Source organism: Faecalicatena orotica, from assembly GCF_003149245.1.
Classification (GTDB): Bacteria; Bacillota; Clostridia; order Lachnospirales; family Lachnospiraceae; genus Faecalicatena_A; species Faecalicatena_A orotica.
This window is the reverse complement of record NZ_QGDL01000014.1, coordinates 66,785-82,096: the sequence shown is the minus strand read 5'-3', so window position 1 is coordinate 82,096 and position 15,312 is coordinate 66,785. Positions and strand designations below refer to the sequence as shown.

Here is a 15,312-nt window from a genome sequence, read left to right as displayed (position 1 = left end):
CGTCTATATCCAGAATATTCTGAATACGGACCGCAAAAGGGTCTGACCCCTATGAAGATACATGCAGTATTCTTTCTGCATTCTCGATCCGCTCTTTTGAAGGCGGTTCTACTCCTTCCAGTGGATATGAAAGTCCAAGTTCTTTCCACTTGAAGGTGCCCAGTGTGTGATAAGGCAGTACTTCTACCTTTTCCACGTTTCCCAGTGTCTGGACAAATGTATCCAGCCTTTCCAGATATTCGTCCTGATCGCTTCTTCCGGGTACAAGGACGTGTCTGATCCAGACCGGTTTTTTAGTCTCTGATAGATATTCCGCCAGATCTAGTATATTCCGGTTGGTACATCCGGTCAGAATCTGGTGCTGTTCTTCATCGATATGCTTGATATCCAGCATAATCAGGTCTGTATATTTCATCAGTTCCTGCATTTTGCTGAAAAATGGTTCTTCTCTTGTAAATGGATTGCCGCTTGTGTCCAGTGTCGTGTGAATTCCTTCTTCCTTTGCCTTCCGGAATAGTTCTGTCAGGAATTCAATCTGGAGGAGGGGTTCTCCCCCGCTTACTGTAATACCGCCCTTACTTCCCCAGTAAGAGCGGTATTTCTTTGCCTGCTTCAGCAATTCGTCCGTCGTGTACGGCGTACCTGACTGCATATTCCACGTGTCCGGATTGTGGCAGAACTGGCAGCGCATTGCGCACCCGCTCATAAAGATCACATACCGGACACCCGGTCCATCTACAGAGCCAAAACTTTCAAGGGAATGAATATACCCTTTTTTCTCTGTCTGCTCTGTCATTTTTTCACCTCTGACTAAATATTAGTACTTATAAAACTACATCTCTGCGTGGCATGTTCTGGAGATTACATCCATCTGCTGCTCACGTGTCAGGTCGATAAACTTCACTGCATATCCGGATACACGGATGGTGAAGTTTGCATATTCTTCCTTCTCCGGATGCTCCATTGCGTCGATCAGCTTTTCTTTTCCAAAGACATTTACGTTCAGATGGTGTGCACCCTGCTCGAAATATCCGTCCAGCACGTGTGTCAGATTGTCGATTCTCTCCTGGTCATCGTGTCCGAGTGCTCCCGGATTGATCGTCTGTGTATTGGAAATACCGTCCAGCGCCTCTTCATATGGAAGCTTTGCAACTGAATTCAGGGATGCAAGCAGACCGTTCTGCTCTGCACCATAGGACGGGTTGGCTCCCGGTGCCAGCGGCTCTCCTGCTTTTCTTCCATCCGGAAGAGATCCTGTTGCCTTGCCATATACGACATTTGATGTAATGGTAAGGATTGATGTGGTCGGCTCTGAATTTCTGTAGGTGTGGCATTTTTTCAATTTACCCATGAATGTCTTCAGAAGCCAGATCGCGATGTCGTCTGCCCGGTCATCATCATTTCCGTATCTCGGGAAGTCTCCCTCTGTCTCGTAGTCTACAGCCATTCCGGTCTCATCGCGGATTACTTTCACCTTGGCATATTTGATCGCGCTTAAAGAGTCAACCACATGTGAAAACCCAGCGATACCTGTTGCAAATGTACGTCTTACGTCTGTGTCGATCAGTGCCATCTCTGCCGCTTCATAATAGTATTTATCATGCATGTAGTGGATCATATTCAGTGTATCGACATACAGCTTGGACAGCCAGTCCATCATCTTGTCATATTTATCCATGACCTCATCGTAATCCAGATACTCTGCAGTCACTGGTTTGTACGCAGGCGCCACCTGCTCTCTTGTCTTCACATCCACACCGCCGTTGATTGCGTACAGCAGGCATTTTGCAAGGTTTGCACGTGCCCCGAAGAACTGGATTTCCTTGCCTGTCTGTGTTGCGGATACGCAGCAGCAGATAGAGTAATCATCTCCCCATACCGGGCGCATCACATCATCGTTCTCATACTGGATAGAACTTGTCGTAATAGAAATGTGTGCAGAATATTTCTTAAATGCCTCTGGCAGGCGTGAAGAATACAGTACTGTCAGGTTTGGCTCCGGTGACGGTCCCATGTTTTCCAGTGTGTGCAGGAAACGGTAGTCGTTCTTTGTAACCATAGAGCGTCCGTCCTGCCCGAGACCTGCCACTTCCAGCGTAGCCCATACCGGGTCCCCGGAAAACAGTTCATTATAAGAAGGAATTCTGGCGAACTTCACCATTCTGAACTTCATAACCATATGATCGATCAGTTCCTGTGCCTCTTCTTCTGTCAGGATTCCCTTCTCCATATCCCTCTGGATATAGACATCCAGAAATGTTGAGATTCTTCCGACACTCATTGCAGCCCCGTTCTGTGTCTTGATCGCTGCAAGATATCCAAAATACAGCCACTGAACTGCTTCTCTCGCATCTCTGGCCGGCTTTGAAATATCGTATCCGTAAACAGCCGCCATGTCTTTCATCTCTTTCAGGGCCTTTAACTGATCGGCAACCTCTTCCCTGAGACGGAAGTCCGTCCCCTTCATACCATGTCTCTCTGTCTCATTGAAATCGTCCATCTTCTTCTCAAGCAGAAGGTCGATTCCATAAAGAGCCACACGGCGGTAATCACCAACAATACGTCCTCTTCCGTAAGTGTCCGGAAGCCCTGTAATGATCTTATTGTGACGTGCTCTCTTCATTTCAGGTGTATAAATATCGAATACCCCCTGATTGTGTGTCTTGTGGTATTTTGTGAAAATCTCATGCAGCTTTTCACTCGGCTGGTATCCGTATGTGGTGCAGGCCTTCTCTGCCATATTAATACCGCCGTACGGCATAAAAGCTCTCTTAAGAGGCTTGTCTGTCTGGAGTCCCACAACTGTTTCCAGCTCCTTCATCTCTTCATCAATATATCCCGGCCCATAAGCTGTCAGCCCTGAAACGACCTCTGTCTCCATATCCAGAACGCCGCCTTTTGCACGTTCTTCCTTCTGTAATTCCTGAAGTTTTCCCCAGAGTTTATTCGTTGCCTCTGTAGGTCCCGCAAGGAAACTTTCGTCCCCGTCATAAGGTGTGTAGTTGTGCTGGATAAAATCGCGTACATTAATGTCGTCTTTCCAGAGTCTCCCCTGAAATCCGTCCCACTGCTCAAAATGTGTCATATTCGAAAATCCTCCTTTAATAAATAAGGTTTATCTTTTTTCCTCGCCTAGTATAACATCACGTTAAATAAAAGACAAGAGTTTAAGTGATAATCGTTATCATTTGATGCATTGTACGCAATTTTATACAATATCTAGTGTCAAATCCTGTTCTCACCCACTACTTTCAGTGACCGTAGAAGATGTAAATGTACCAATCCTAATAGTGCATGACGACCGGGGTCCCGGTGGATATCATGCTGTATAATGTCCCCGCCGCATCCAGGGGCATATTGATGCACCCATGCGATCCGATGCTCCAGTACAGGTCACCGCCGAATGCCGGCTGCCATGTCGCATCATGGAAACCAACACCGCCCCATGTCACCTGCATCCAATAATCCACAGGCGTGCGGTATTCCGGTTCCCCGGTTTCGGGCACAATATTTCCTACCAGTGTCGTATTCAAAGACATCAATAAAATGTCATACACTCCCGACGGCGTAGAATGATCATACGGTTTACCTGTCACGACCGCACTCTCAAATGCCACATTTCCATCCACGATATACCACATGTACTGCGCGCTCAGATCCACCTCGATAAACGTTTTTCCCCAGTCCTGCGCCTCGTGGGTTGCCGCCCTCTGCTCATAGACAGGTTCCTTTGTTACCGTTTCACCGGCCTTGATACTTGCAAGCAATGCCTGTGTCTCCGAAGCTTCGTCAATCGCCCAGCCATAGGTCCCTCCACTGACTTCCGTCGCTTTTCCCCAAGGTGTTGTCAAGGGTCTGGAAGCATACAGCGTTTCATACTTTGCGGCAAAATTATTCATATACTCGCCCACCTTGTCTTCATGGAAGGTTACATTCATATTGTCATCCCATGTCAGCCATTGGGCAATCAGCTTACCGTCCACGACTTCTTTTGCCGGCGCCATGTCGTAAGTGATGCTTGCCTTACAGTACTGGTTGAGAGTGTCGCAGGCCACTGCCACTTCTTTTGAATCAGAAGTATATTTTGGCTTCTGGTAGCAGTCTTCTTTTTCCAGACTGATTTCTTCGTACAGGCCAAATACCGCATCCGTGATTGCTTTTTTCGTCTTTTCCTGATCCACCTTTGTACCGAGTACTTCTTCTTTTACTACAAACTTCTCCCCGTTGAATTCCGGTTTCGCACTCTGGGGATCAGTCTTGCCTTCATTCTGCCAGCAGCTAAGCCCCTCAATCTTTTCTTCCAGCTTCTTCTCATCAAGAGTAAATCCCAAGTCAGCCTTGATACTGCTGTCCCCGAAAAACATGGACGGCCACAAAAAGGCATTCTGTTCCTCTAATGTCTGCTTTAACTTTTTATTCTTAACATATTTCATCGAAATATCTGCACCGGCCACTTCTTCCTTCTCCCCCTCCTTCGGGATGATGGTAAGTGTATAGACCGCTATCTGTTTTTGCAGGTATTTATCCGCATCTTCTGCGGTTTTCATGGAAAAATCGGCCCCATTGATATGAGTGCCGGAATAGAAATGACTCATGAAATAGAAAGAAAAACCTAAATAAATACAAACAATAACCGCTGCCAAAATTCCCAATACAAGTAATAATTTTTTTCTGCTGCCCATCTGCTGTGCCCTCCTCATGTGTATACCTTATTCTGCAGCCTGCGCTGCAGACCCGCCCGCAGGGCATGAGTTACGGTATGCCCTTTAGGGTGAACCTTATTCTGCAGCCTGTGCTGCGGACCCGCCCGAAGGGCATATGTTACGGGGTGCCCTTCGGGTATACTACTATCTTTACATTAAATAGACGGATTTTCAAGGCAAAAGGTTGCATATTTCAGTATTTTTTCTAATTGCTTAATTTTTGAATCCGTTTTACAATAATATTACATGCCAGAAGATGCTGGACAGGTTCTGATTGCATGTCAGTATTATTACGAGAGGTTAATTTTTATTATGGAAATTAGAAAATCGCAGCTGGCAGACCTTGATATTCTTATGAAAATGTATGAAGGCGCACGTTCTTTCATGACGAGTCACGGAAATCCCTCACAATGGGGCAATTCCTATCCGCCGAAGCCTCTGCTCGCCAGAGATATTGAGGAAGGCAATAGTTATGTATGTGAAGAACAGGGGAAAGTTGTTGCCACCTTCTACTATAAACTGGGAAAAGATGACACTTATGCCAAAATTTATGAAGGACAATGGCTGGATGACAGTCCCTACGGTGTCGTCCACAGGATCACCTCGAACGGTACAGTCAGGGGGGCCGCCACGTTCTGTCTGAACTGGGCACTTAAACAATGCGGGAACCTGAAGATCGATACGCACAGAGATAACATGGTAATGCAGCACATGCTGGACAAAAACGGATTTACATACTGCGGGATTATTTATTCCGAGGACGGGACTGAACGGCTTGCCTATCAGAAAAAGATTGGATAAGGCTGTATTGGAATCCTGATTACTTTTTTACGATAAAAGGACAACTCTGTTAAATTTCAGAGTCGTCCTTTTTTTCATACTAACTTTAATTTCATTTACAGGTTCTGCCCACGCATCCCCCAATAGATTTTTTCAGATGTGACTGGTAATTCCCGGATCATGACGCCTGTTGCATTCTGGACGGCGTTTACAATTGCGGGAGGCGGTGTGTTGATGACAATCTCACCGATTGATTTCGCCCCGAACGGCCCGGTCGGCTCATAACTGCTTTCAAATTCAACACGGATCTCTCCCACGTCCAGACGGCTTGGAATCTTATACTGCATGAAGGAATTGCTGTAATTTTTCCCTTTGTCGCTGTATACAACATCCTCATATAACGCCATGCCAATTCCCTGCGCGATACCGCCCTCTGTCTGTACCCTCGCAAGATTCGGGTTGACCACGGTACCACAGTCCACGACTGCCACATAATCTATAAGTTCAAGCTGTCCTGTCGCCTTGTCAATCTCCACCTCGGCCATGCCGACCATGAAAGGCGGCGGTGAAATTGGGGAGCTGAAGGCCTCACTCGCATACAATGCATCTTCGTTGCTGCACATGACACGGTTTCCGATCTCTGCCCTTGAGATGCTCTCACCTGTTTTTAAATTCACGACCTGATTCCCGTCAAATTCGATATCCCCGACAGGACAGTTCAGGTACGCTGCCCCCTTTGCACAAATCTTGTCTCTTAACGCTTCACATGTTCTGACGACCGCCATACCTGTAACATAAGTGGTACTGGAGGCATAGGACCCGCAGTCATAAGGTGACGAATCCGTATCGACCCCATGCACGATGATATCTTCCATCTCACAGTCCAGACACTCTGCAGCCATCTGTGCCAGTATGGTATCACAGCCCGTACCCATGTCTGTCGCACCGATCATCAGGCTGTAGAAACCATCGTCATTTACCTTGATCCCGACAGATGCAGTATCCAGTGCGGAAATTCCGGACCCCTGCATTGCCATTGCCACACCGACACTTCTGACCTTATCGTTTCCCATGTCCCGGCACGGATATTTGCTGTCCCAGTCTATCATTTCTTTCGCACGCTGTAGGCAGCGGTCCAGTGCACAGCTGTTTGCCGTTTCCCCATAATATGCGGGCATAACCTGACCTTCTCTGACAATATTTTTCTCCCGGAGTACGACCGGGTCCATCCCCATCTTACCCGCAAGTTCATTAACCGCGGATTCGACTGCAAAGATCCCCTGCGTCGCACCATATCCTCTGTACGCGCCGGCAGACATGACATTTGTGTAAACAACATCGTAAACAAAACGGAATGCTTCCGCCTTTCCATACAGTGGGATCGATTTATGTCCTGAAAGGCCGACCGTCGTCGGGCCATGCTCACCAAATGCACCGGTATTGGACAGCGTATATACGTCGATTCCCTTGATGATGCCGTCCTTATCTGCCCCCACACGTACATGGACTTCCATCTCATGTCTCGGGGAGGAGGCAATAAACGATTCTTCTCTCGTGTAAATGATCTTTGCAGGTTTTCCCGTCTTCCAGGTTACCAGTGCCGGATAAACCTCCGTAACCACGGTCTGTTTTGCCCCGAAGCCACCGCCTATCCTTGGCTTGATTACGCGGACCTTTGACTTCGGGATATCCAGTGCATTAGCAAGAATCCGGCGGACATGGAACGGTACCTGTGTGGAAGAAACAATATTCAGCCTGCCATATGCATCCAGATATGTGTATGTACGGAACGTCTCCATCATGGCCTGCTGGTTTGCCTTTGTATGGTAAACCCTGTCCACAACATATTCGCATGAGTCCAGAACCGAATCGATATCGCCTGCCGAGTCTTCCTCATGTGCACAGAGATTTCTTTTATTATCTGCCCCCACCGGACAGAGGCTCTGCCAGTTGTCTTCGGGATGCACAAGAACCGGGTTGTCCTTTGCCTTTCGAAAGTCAAGGAGAGGTTCCAAAACCTCATACTTCACCTTGATCAGCTTCATAGCCTTGTTCACAGCCTCTTTGCTGTTCCCGGCAATCACTGCCACTGCATCTCCCACGAAGCGGACACGCTGGTCAAGAATCAGCCTGTCATAAGGGCTCGGCTCCGGATAGCTCTGTCCTGCCATTGTAAATCGTTTATCCGGGCAGTCTTCATAGGTCAGGATACATTCAATCCCCGGTACTGCCAGAGCCCTTGTCAAGTTAATATCTTTGATCAGGGCATGTGCATGAGGACTCCTTAATACCTTTACGATCAGGCAGTCGGACGGCGCTAAATCATCTGTATATACTCCCTGTCCCGTTACAAGCGCCTTCGCATCTACTTTCGGAACCGGCTGATTCACGATTCTCATGAACACACCTCCTCTTTGCTCTGTAAATACTTCTGGATTGCACGCAGCTGTCCCATATAGCCGGTACATCTGCACAGATTTCCTGATAAGTATTCCTTGATCCCTTCTATATCCGGATTGTGGAGTTCCTTAACCATCGCCAGAACATTCATGATGAATCCGGGAGAACAGAATCCGCACTGTTCTGCTCCTTCATTTGCCAGAAAACGGCCAAATTCCTCTGCGTCTTCCTTTACCCCTTCCAGCGTTGTAATCTCATGCCCTTCCATAGCCGCTGCCAGAACCGAACATGACAGGCGTGATCTGCCGTCAATCCAGACTGTGCAAAGCCCGCAGTTGGTCGTCTCACACCCGCATTTTACACTGTGGCAGCCCAGAGAGCGCAGAACATCCAGAAGTATCGTATCCGCACCGACTTCTGCTGCCGTCTGTTTTCCATTTAATATAAACTTCACTTCCATCTATCTGCCCTCCTCTAAAATAGAACGCATGGAACGCAGGATCAGTACTTCCGCCAGATGCTGGCGGTACTTCGCGCTGCCTCTCATATTCGTACCATAGGTAAACTGTGATGCCGCCTCTTTTGCATAAATTTCCAGCTGCTCGTCAGAAATATCCTTCGGGATCTCCCACTCCTTTTCCAGAACAGCCGCCTTCATCGGACGTGCCCCCACTGAAAAATACCATGTTTCTTTCCCATGTACCGGCCCGGTTACAACCGCACACGCCAGAACCGGGAAGTCTGTCTTCGTCTGTCGGATGGAATCGTAACGAAGCTTCCGGTTACTTTTTCTGATAATAATAGAAACTAAAATATCTTTATCACTCTTGTGGTTCACAAATTCAGACAGGCGGATTGTTCCGCCGTTATATAATTCTACAAATGTATCAAGAGCCAGCAGACATGTCAGCACATCGGAAAATCCGAACCGTCCGTAGATGCTCCCCCCTACAGTCGCCTGGTTTCTGAACTGGACCCCTACGATATGATGCAGTGCCTTTGCGATAGCGTCCCCGTACATCTCCCTCAGCCCCTCGTGCTGCTCCAGCTGTCTGAGTGTACACATCGCGCCGATCTTGAAAACATGGTCGTTCTCCTCGATCTGGTCCAGCCCCAGATCCGACAAATCTATAATCGTCTGTACTTTCGCGTTCCCCAGCCGCATCCACATCATACCGCCCATCACACGGGCGTTCCTTGCCTGATTCAGCTCATAGGCCTCCTCCAGGGATTTCGCTTTCACATAATTGTTAATCGTAAGCAAAATAGCTCTCCTTTCTTTCGTACAATCATGACATTCCCATACTAAAATATCATATACTAAAATGCGGGGGAATTCAACAAACCTTTTTCAGGTTCATATACTGTTAGTTACTGCTCTCTACTGATCTTCTCAACATCCTCTATTGTAAGCATTTCCATCATGGATACGACTTTTTCAATCGTCATCCCTTCTCTTAAAAGCTTTCCTGCCAATTTTTCCTCCGTCTGCCTAACTGCAATCTTGCTCTGCTTTTCTGCATATTCTTCTACTATGTCACACATCATTTTCACCCCTTCTTTGCTCTTTTTTAAATCGGCTTTTCTTTTGGATGTATTCGGAAATCTTTCATAATTATAAGCATCTAGATTTGTATAGATTCTCATTAGTTCAGCAAGGGCACTTCCGTCTTTTGCCTCCGCATTCACATAGATTTCCTCCATTCCATTATGTACTTTAGTATTTTATTCCCGGTTCTGTGATATTTGCTGTAATACAGGAAGCATTATATCTAACTCTTTTCTGATGATTATCATTATCGCTTTTTTGTACCTCTACATTTATAAATGTACCATCCTGTTTTTCGCACAAAGCATCCACAATAACTGAACAGCCCTGCAGATTCTTAATAGTATCTTGTGGAATTACCTGCATGACTTTTACACTCTCATTCATAACTGTTGAAATCATCTCTTCGCAGAAACCAATATCCTCTGCCATCTTTTGAAAAAGAGTATCATCAATAATGTTTAACCGTTCTACCCTTTCACGTATTTCATTGAAATCTTTCAATCATCTTCTCCTTCCTTTTGTGTGCACTCATTTTTATCAGGAAGTTTTTGTCAGATCTCATTAAATTTCCGTTTCTTCTTATTATTTTAGCATAACTGACGGAAAATGTCATGGACCGAGTATTACTGCCCGATAAAATGATTATCTACTTATAGTTCATCAAACTGTATTCTGGCAGAAAATGCCTGAGTTCAGATACAAACAGCACTAGGCTGTTGAAAAGACAGTAATAATATTCGAAATGAATCTGTCTTTGATGTATTGTTATTTTAGCATGACATATTATTATGAAGCAATATCGGAATTTTTCACAAAAAGCATCTTAATAAAATATAGAGGGAAGCCGGAGTTCTTCTGTCAGCTCCGTGCTTCCCCCTCTTTTATTTCATTTCATTGAGAACGATTGTATTTAGGATTGCATCCTGATTCAATATAATAATCTTGTTCCGCCGCGTCATGATCCAGTTTTCCTGTTTCCAATGTGTCAGCACACGCGCAACAGACTGTCTCGACAAGCCCGAGGCCATTGCCAGATTCTTCTGGCTGACTGTGATATACATCCCTTCTTCACACTTTTGGGCACTAACCATCAGCCTGGCAATCGAATAGGCCAGTTTTCCGTCCGCCTCCATGTAAATCGTATTGATCAGTTTCCTGCTCGACTGGTTGATCCGTCCTATTAAATCCTGAAACAGGGCAGAGACCACATTATGGTTTTTCTTCAAAAATTCGCAAAACGCCAGTTTCGGAATCAGTACGGCTATGGTGTCCTCCTGTGCAATAACATTGCAGGGCTGCGGCTGATTTCCAAGAACCCCCATCTCACCGATGTAATCTCCTCTGCGCCTGATCTTAACCAGCATCTCTTCTGTCCCTTCAAATCCGATGTAAACCAGTGCACAGCCGGAATAAATGATTACCATATACGGCACATCCCTGTCACGCCTGTAGATATACCCGCCACGCTTGATAAAAAAACTGAAGCAGGCCCCGGCCAGTTCAGCCAGTTGTTTTTCAGGTACGTCTCTGAAAATTGAGGCCTCCTTCAGACATCCGGTTATCTGTTTTTCCTTTAAGTCAACTTTTTCCCACGAATCTTTTTCCTTCCGGCTCATAATCCTGCTCCTTTGTACTCAGCAGATAATCCGCTGCCAGCTTGCTGTAGGCTGCAGTCCCCTCGATCAGCGCATCCTCATTTATATCATAGTATGGGTTATGGAGAGGTTTCGTATGTTCTGCATCCCCTGAACCCATGAAAAAATACATACCGGGAAGCTGCTGCTGATAAAATGCAAAATCCTCTGCAGCCGCAGTCTTCATTCGGTCACTTACCTGTTCTTTTCCGGCCAGCGATTCTAATACCTGCCGTGTAAAATCTGCCAGCACCGGATCATTATAAACAGGTACGCAGACATTATGATATTCGATCCCGACCTCCACACGGTAGGCTGCTCCTATGTTTCTAAGGACTCTGTAAAATGAGTGTTCAAATACCTCGCACAGCTCTGTTTTCCTGTAGCGGATAGTTCCCCCGAATTCTACTTCTTCTGTAATAATATTGCACCTGCTTGTGGAACTGTTGATATAACCGACTGTTACAACCGCCATCTCCTCCGGGTCAGTCTCACGGCTTACCAGTGTCTGGAGCGACTGGATCATAGCGGAAGCCGCTACCACAGGATCTACGGACAGCTGCGGCTGTGAGCCGTGCCCGCCGCCCCCGCTCACCTTGACTTTAAAGATTACATTTGCCGCGGTAAAATCTTTCTCATCCATAAAAAAACTTCCCGTTGGATATTCTGCTGACTGGTGAAGTCCAAAGATCGCACTACAGTCATCAAGTACCCCCGCCCTTAGCATTATCAGTGCACCTGCGCCTATTTCTTCTGCCTGCTGGAAAATCAGTTTTACATTTCCACATAGTTTTTCCCTGTGCCCGGACAGAATCTTTGCCGCCCCCAGAAGCATTGCCATATGGGCATCATGACCACAGGCATGCATACAGCCGTCATTTTTTGATTTATAGGGCGGATTCCCGAGCTCCTGGATCGGCAGGGCATCCATATCGGCCCGAAGCGCAGCCGTCCTGCCCGGCATTTCCCCCTCTATGATACCGACAACTCCATATGGCGGTATGATCGTGTATGGAATCTGAAGTTTTTCCAGTTCCTCACAGATCTTTTCTGATGTTCCCCGTTCTTCCATTACCTGTTCAGGGTTATTATGGAAATAACGCCTGAGTTCCCTGACATATGTAAACACATACTCAGCTTGTTTCCGATACCAGTTTCCGTCTGATATCACTGCATTGAGAATCTTAGAATGCGCTGGCCTTACCTCTGTGGCCGGAAACACCGGATACTCGTCTTCCTGTTTTAATCCCATTGTACCATCCTCCAATCAATTTCGCCATTTTTATTTACAGGATTATAAGAAACTAAGCATCAGTCCGGCAACGATTACGGACACCAGTGTAACTGAGATCAGTGATGCAACAATCATCGTCGGCATCAGGTCATCCTCAAGCAGTTTCTGCTGCTCCTTATCATCTGTCATAGATGTGACTGCCTCCCTGCACAGCATAAAGTTGTAAGGGAACCCTACATAACAGTTCAGTGCAATTGCAATCCCTCTGTATTTAGACATTTTGAATATCTTTGATCCAATGATCCCGATGATAAACATAACCAGTGTAGACACTGCAAAAACAATAACCAGAGGCTTGATCATCGCCAGAAGTTCCGGTGCCCCAACCATAGCAAAACTATTTGCCATACTGGCAATCAGCCCGAGAAACAGCATCCCCATTGAATTAGATTTGCTGAGAGGGTCTTTTTCAAGGATACCGAAATGACTGAGTACGATACCCAAAATAATTGCCGTCACATTCGTGTTAATTTTAAACTGCCCCAGAAATGCCTTGTTGACTGCAATATTCAATACAGCAAATATCAATAATGTGGACCAGTAGTACGCCGTGGATTTATAGGACTGGGGAACTTTGTCGCAAAGTTTCTTCTTATGGTTCTCCTGTGTCTGCTGTACAGTACTTTTGACATAACCATTCTTATCTATAAGCATCTTTTTATGCTGGAGTTCCTTACGCATAGCCCAGCCGCACAGCGGAAATCCAATCAGTCCCTGAAGCATAAAAATCAGCCAGGGATAAGATGCCAATTGTGGCTTGATCCCTCCAATTGCTGCCGCTACCATTGCCGCTGCCGCACCTCCGCCTGCGATTGGTCCCGGTGACATAATCGCCAGCTCTCTTCCGATGATCGGGCGCAATGCAAATCCTACTATGAGAATCAGACTGAGTGATACCGCCAGACAGACTAAAACCGTCTTCCACTCTTTTTTAATCTGCATAATGTCAAAGGTTGTCCCCATATTGATAATCAACATAGTCAGCGTAATTCTTCCGACCAGTTCCATATAGGAGCTGTCTATAAAATCGGAAGGGATGATCTTTCCGACAAATAAAACCATAAAGATGGCACCCACCAGAAACACAGATGGAATTCTTGCTGAAGTTTTCTTTGAAATCACCTCGGCTATCAAAACGATCACACAGAAAAGCATCAAATTAAATTCAAACGACCATAACATATTTCTTACCTCCTCATGTTCTTTGTAATTTTGTAACTGTTCAAAGCCATGAACAGTTACGTAATTTTACTTTTACTTCTTCACTTTCGTTCTCTTCCTTTTGTAATTTCATTATATAAGAATGCAAGTGATTTTTCTGTATCACGTGAGTCATAAATGCAATTATTTTATAAATTATGTTTTTACAACAAAAAGACTGTAATATATACTATTTTACAGATATATTACAGTCTTTTCACCTGTCATTATATTTCATATTTTTTCTAATTTTACTGCTCTTTCCGGATCTTTATTTCCCCGACAATCTCATTATACCGTTTCTTATTCAGCCTGTAGAAGAACAGAACAATCCCCGTCACCACCCAGAATACTCCGGGGATCGTCGTAAAGGAGTGCTTCATAACAGCAATCACCGTTTCATTCTGCTGCTGGTTCGCCACATAGCCTGCTACTCCAAGGACCAGGGCCAGCAGGGAAGTTCCAAGAGCCATACCGATCTTATTGCCAAGGGATACAAATGCATACTGGAACCCATCGTTGCGCAGGCCTGTTTTCCATTCCCCGTATTCCACACAGTCCGGGATAATCGCATAGATCGCAGTATTAAATCCAGAAAAGAAGAACTGTGTCAGTCCTGATATCCCATAAAAAAGTATTGGGGATGTACGAACGCTGAACAGGTACAGGCTTAGCATACTGATCCCTGTCAGGAATGCAAAAATGGATGCAGCACGCCCCTTATTATTTGTCCACTTAAAAAGCAGTGGGAAACATGCGGCGCCTATGATAGAGGGAATGATAATACACATGGAGTAGGTTGTGAAGAAGGCTTTATTCCCTTCCACATATGTAAAGTAATAAAGTGCATCAGCATTTCTGCCATATAAGGTAAAACCAAAGAGCAGTTGTCCTGCCAAAGCAAGTATATACGGTTTGTTTACGGATACTGCCTTTAACTGTTCTTTAATAGAAACCTTCTGTTTTTCAGGAATTGTCACAACCTCTTTCGTCTTGGAAAAGCAGAAAATGTGACATGCCGCGAAGATACATCCATATATAACTGCAATCAGCAGATATCCTCTTTTATCATTTCCTGCCCCCAGTTTCGAGATCAGAGGAACCGTAATAATATTAATAATACCAATCGCAATCATAGCCGCTACGGACCGGAATGTATTGATCTGCGCCCGCTCCTCAATATTCTGGGTCATGGCACCACACAATGTACCATATGGAATATTGACACAAGTATACCCCAGCACAAGGATGCAGTATGTTACGGCCATATATACGATCTTGGAAGTATTCGGCCAGTCCGGGTGCGCCCAGAAGGTCAGCATCAGGACGATTGCCGTAATAGGTGCTGCAATCAGCAGCCAGGGCCTGTACCGTCCCCATCTCGACTTCGTCTTATCCGTCAGGCTCCCGATCACAGGATCATTGACTGCATCCCAGAAACGGGAAAACAGCATTAATCCTGCCACTGCACTCATACTGATTCCAAATACATCCGTATAGAATATCATCAGAAAGTTTCCTACAAACATCCAGCTAAAATTACATCCAACATCCCCCATGCCGTATGCAACCTTACTAATAAGCGGAATCCTGACATTGGTATCTGTCCTCTTCTTCACATTCACAGGTATCTCTGCACGCAATGCTCTACTACTCATTCATAAATCTCCTTTTCATAAAATCCCCCGTTTACAGTCATAAATAATCATAAACCACAAAGGGGTCAGACCCTTTTGCAGAGGGGTCTGA

Annotated in this window: 13 protein-coding genes; 1 reads left to right on the top strand and 12 read right to left on the bottom strand. The window is 45.7% G+C overall.

Annotation, left to right across the window (positions count from 1 at the left end):
• Positions 1 to 49 precede the first annotated feature (49 nt).
• The 3 genes from pflA to A8806_RS20155 form a co-directional block, all read right to left on the bottom strand.
• Positions 50 to 796 carry a pyruvate formate-lyase-activating protein gene (gene pflA, locus A8806_RS20165; protein ID WP_109732969.1) on the bottom strand — a complete coding sequence of 249 codons (747 nt, stop codon included), beginning with the start codon at positions 794 to 796 and terminating at the stop codon, positions 50 to 52.
• Between the two features lie 36 nt (positions 797 to 832).
• Positions 833 to 3,085, bottom strand: coding sequence for a formate C-acetyltransferase (gene pflB / locus A8806_RS20160; protein WP_109732968.1), 2,253 nt, complete (start codon positions 3,083 to 3,085; stop codon positions 833 to 835).
• A 199-nt stretch (positions 3,086 to 3,284) separates the two neighbouring features.
• Positions 3,285 to 4,682, bottom strand: a complete 1,398-nt coding sequence (locus tag A8806_RS20155) for a L,D-transpeptidase family protein (RefSeq protein ID WP_109732967.1) — start codon at positions 4,680 to 4,682, stop codon at positions 3,285 to 3,287.
• Between the two features lie 333 nt (positions 4,683 to 5,015).
• Between A8806_RS20155 and A8806_RS20150 the strand changes: the two genes are divergently transcribed.
• A complete protein-coding gene (locus tag A8806_RS20150) occupies positions 5,016 to 5,504 on the top strand; it encodes a GNAT family N-acetyltransferase (protein ID WP_109732966.1) in 489 nt (162 codons plus the stop codon).
• A 95-nt stretch (positions 5,505 to 5,599) separates the two neighbouring features.
• Here the strand turns inward: A8806_RS20150 and A8806_RS20145 are convergent, their stop codons facing one another.
• The 9 genes from A8806_RS20145 to A8806_RS20105 all read right to left on the bottom strand — a co-directional run bounded on the left by A8806_RS20145 (position 5,600) and on the right by A8806_RS20105 (position 15,221).
• Positions 5,600 to 7,882: a xanthine dehydrogenase family protein molybdopterin-binding subunit gene (locus A8806_RS20145; RefSeq protein WP_109732965.1), complete on the bottom strand. Its 2,283-nt coding sequence runs from the start codon at positions 7,880 to 7,882 to the stop codon at positions 5,600 to 5,602.
• Entirely contained in the window at positions 7,879 to 8,343 is a 465-nt protein-coding gene (locus A8806_RS20140) for a (2Fe-2S)-binding protein (protein WP_109732964.1), read from the bottom strand. Before A8806_RS20140 ends, A8806_RS20145 begins: the two co-directional genes overlap by 4 nt.
• Complete coding sequence (locus A8806_RS20135; protein ID WP_109732963.1) at positions 8,344 to 9,147, bottom strand: FAD binding domain-containing protein; 804 nt, start codon at positions 9,145 to 9,147, stop codon at positions 8,344 to 8,346.
• A 107-nt stretch (positions 9,148 to 9,254) separates the two neighbouring features.
• Positions 9,255 to 9,572, bottom strand: a complete 318-nt coding sequence (locus A8806_RS20130; RefSeq protein ID WP_109732962.1) for a hypothetical protein — start codon at positions 9,570 to 9,572, stop codon at positions 9,255 to 9,257.
• A gap of 28 nt (positions 9,573 to 9,600) precedes the next feature.
• Positions 9,601 to 9,936, bottom strand: a complete 336-nt coding sequence (locus A8806_RS20125; RefSeq protein ID WP_109732961.1) for a PD-(D/E)XK nuclease family transposase — start codon at positions 9,934 to 9,936, stop codon at positions 9,601 to 9,603.
• 380 nt (positions 9,937 to 10,316) lie between these two features.
• Positions 10,317 to 11,051: a Crp/Fnr family transcriptional regulator gene (locus A8806_RS20120; RefSeq protein WP_109732960.1), complete on the bottom strand. Its 735-nt coding sequence runs from the start codon at positions 11,049 to 11,051 to the stop codon at positions 10,317 to 10,319.
• Positions 11,014 to 12,321 carry a M20 metallopeptidase family protein gene (locus tag A8806_RS20115; RefSeq protein WP_109732959.1) on the bottom strand — a complete coding sequence of 436 codons (1,308 nt, stop codon included), beginning with the start codon at positions 12,319 to 12,321 and terminating at the stop codon, positions 11,014 to 11,016. The genes A8806_RS20120 and A8806_RS20115 overlap by 38 nt, the downstream gene beginning before the upstream one ends.
• 42 nt (positions 12,322 to 12,363) lie before the next feature.
• Positions 12,364 to 13,545, bottom strand: a complete 1,182-nt coding sequence (locus A8806_RS20110; RefSeq protein ID WP_109732958.1) for a hypothetical protein — start codon at positions 13,543 to 13,545, stop codon at positions 12,364 to 12,366.
• A gap of 269 nt (positions 13,546 to 13,814) precedes the next feature.
• Positions 13,815 to 15,221, bottom strand: a complete 1,407-nt coding sequence (locus A8806_RS20105; protein WP_278321134.1) for an MFS transporter — start codon at positions 15,219 to 15,221, stop codon at positions 13,815 to 13,817.
• Positions 15,222 to 15,312 lie beyond the last annotated feature (91 nt).

Bases quoted from the DNA above. Each gene is read 5' to 3' on its own strand.
- pflA (WP_109732969.1), bottom strand. From the start codon at position 796: ATGACAGAGCAGACAGAGAAAAAAGGGTATATTCATTCCCTTGAAAGT.
- pflB (WP_109732968.1), bottom strand. From the start codon at position 3,085: ATGACACATTTTGAGCAGTGGGACGGATTTCAGGGGAGACTCTGGAAA.
- A8806_RS20155 (WP_109732967.1), bottom strand. From the start codon at position 4,682: ATGGGCAGCAGAAAAAAATTATTACTTGTATTGGGAATTTTGGCAGCG.
- A8806_RS20150 (WP_109732966.1), top strand. From the start codon at position 5,016: ATGGAAATTAGAAAATCGCAGCTGGCAGACCTTGATATTCTTATGAAA.
- A8806_RS20145 (WP_109732965.1), bottom strand. From the start codon at position 7,882: ATGAGAATCGTGAATCAGCCGGTTCCGAAAGTAGATGCGAAGGCGCTT.
- A8806_RS20140 (WP_109732964.1), bottom strand. From the start codon at position 8,343: ATGGAAGTGAAGTTTATATTAAATGGAAAACAGACGGCAGCAGAAGTC.
- A8806_RS20120 (WP_109732960.1), bottom strand. From the start codon at position 11,051: ATGAGCCGGAAGGAAAAAGATTCGTGGGAAAAAGTTGACTTAAAGGAA.
- A8806_RS20115 (WP_109732959.1), bottom strand. From the start codon at position 12,321: ATGGGATTAAAACAGGAAGACGAGTATCCGGTGTTTCCGGCCACAGAG.
- A8806_RS20110 (WP_109732958.1), bottom strand. From the start codon at position 13,545: ATGTTATGGTCGTTTGAATTTAATTTGATGCTTTTCTGTGTGATCGTT.
- A8806_RS20105 (WP_278321134.1), bottom strand. From the start codon at position 15,221: ATGAGTAGTAGAGCATTGCGTGCAGAGATACCTGTGAATGTGAAGAAG.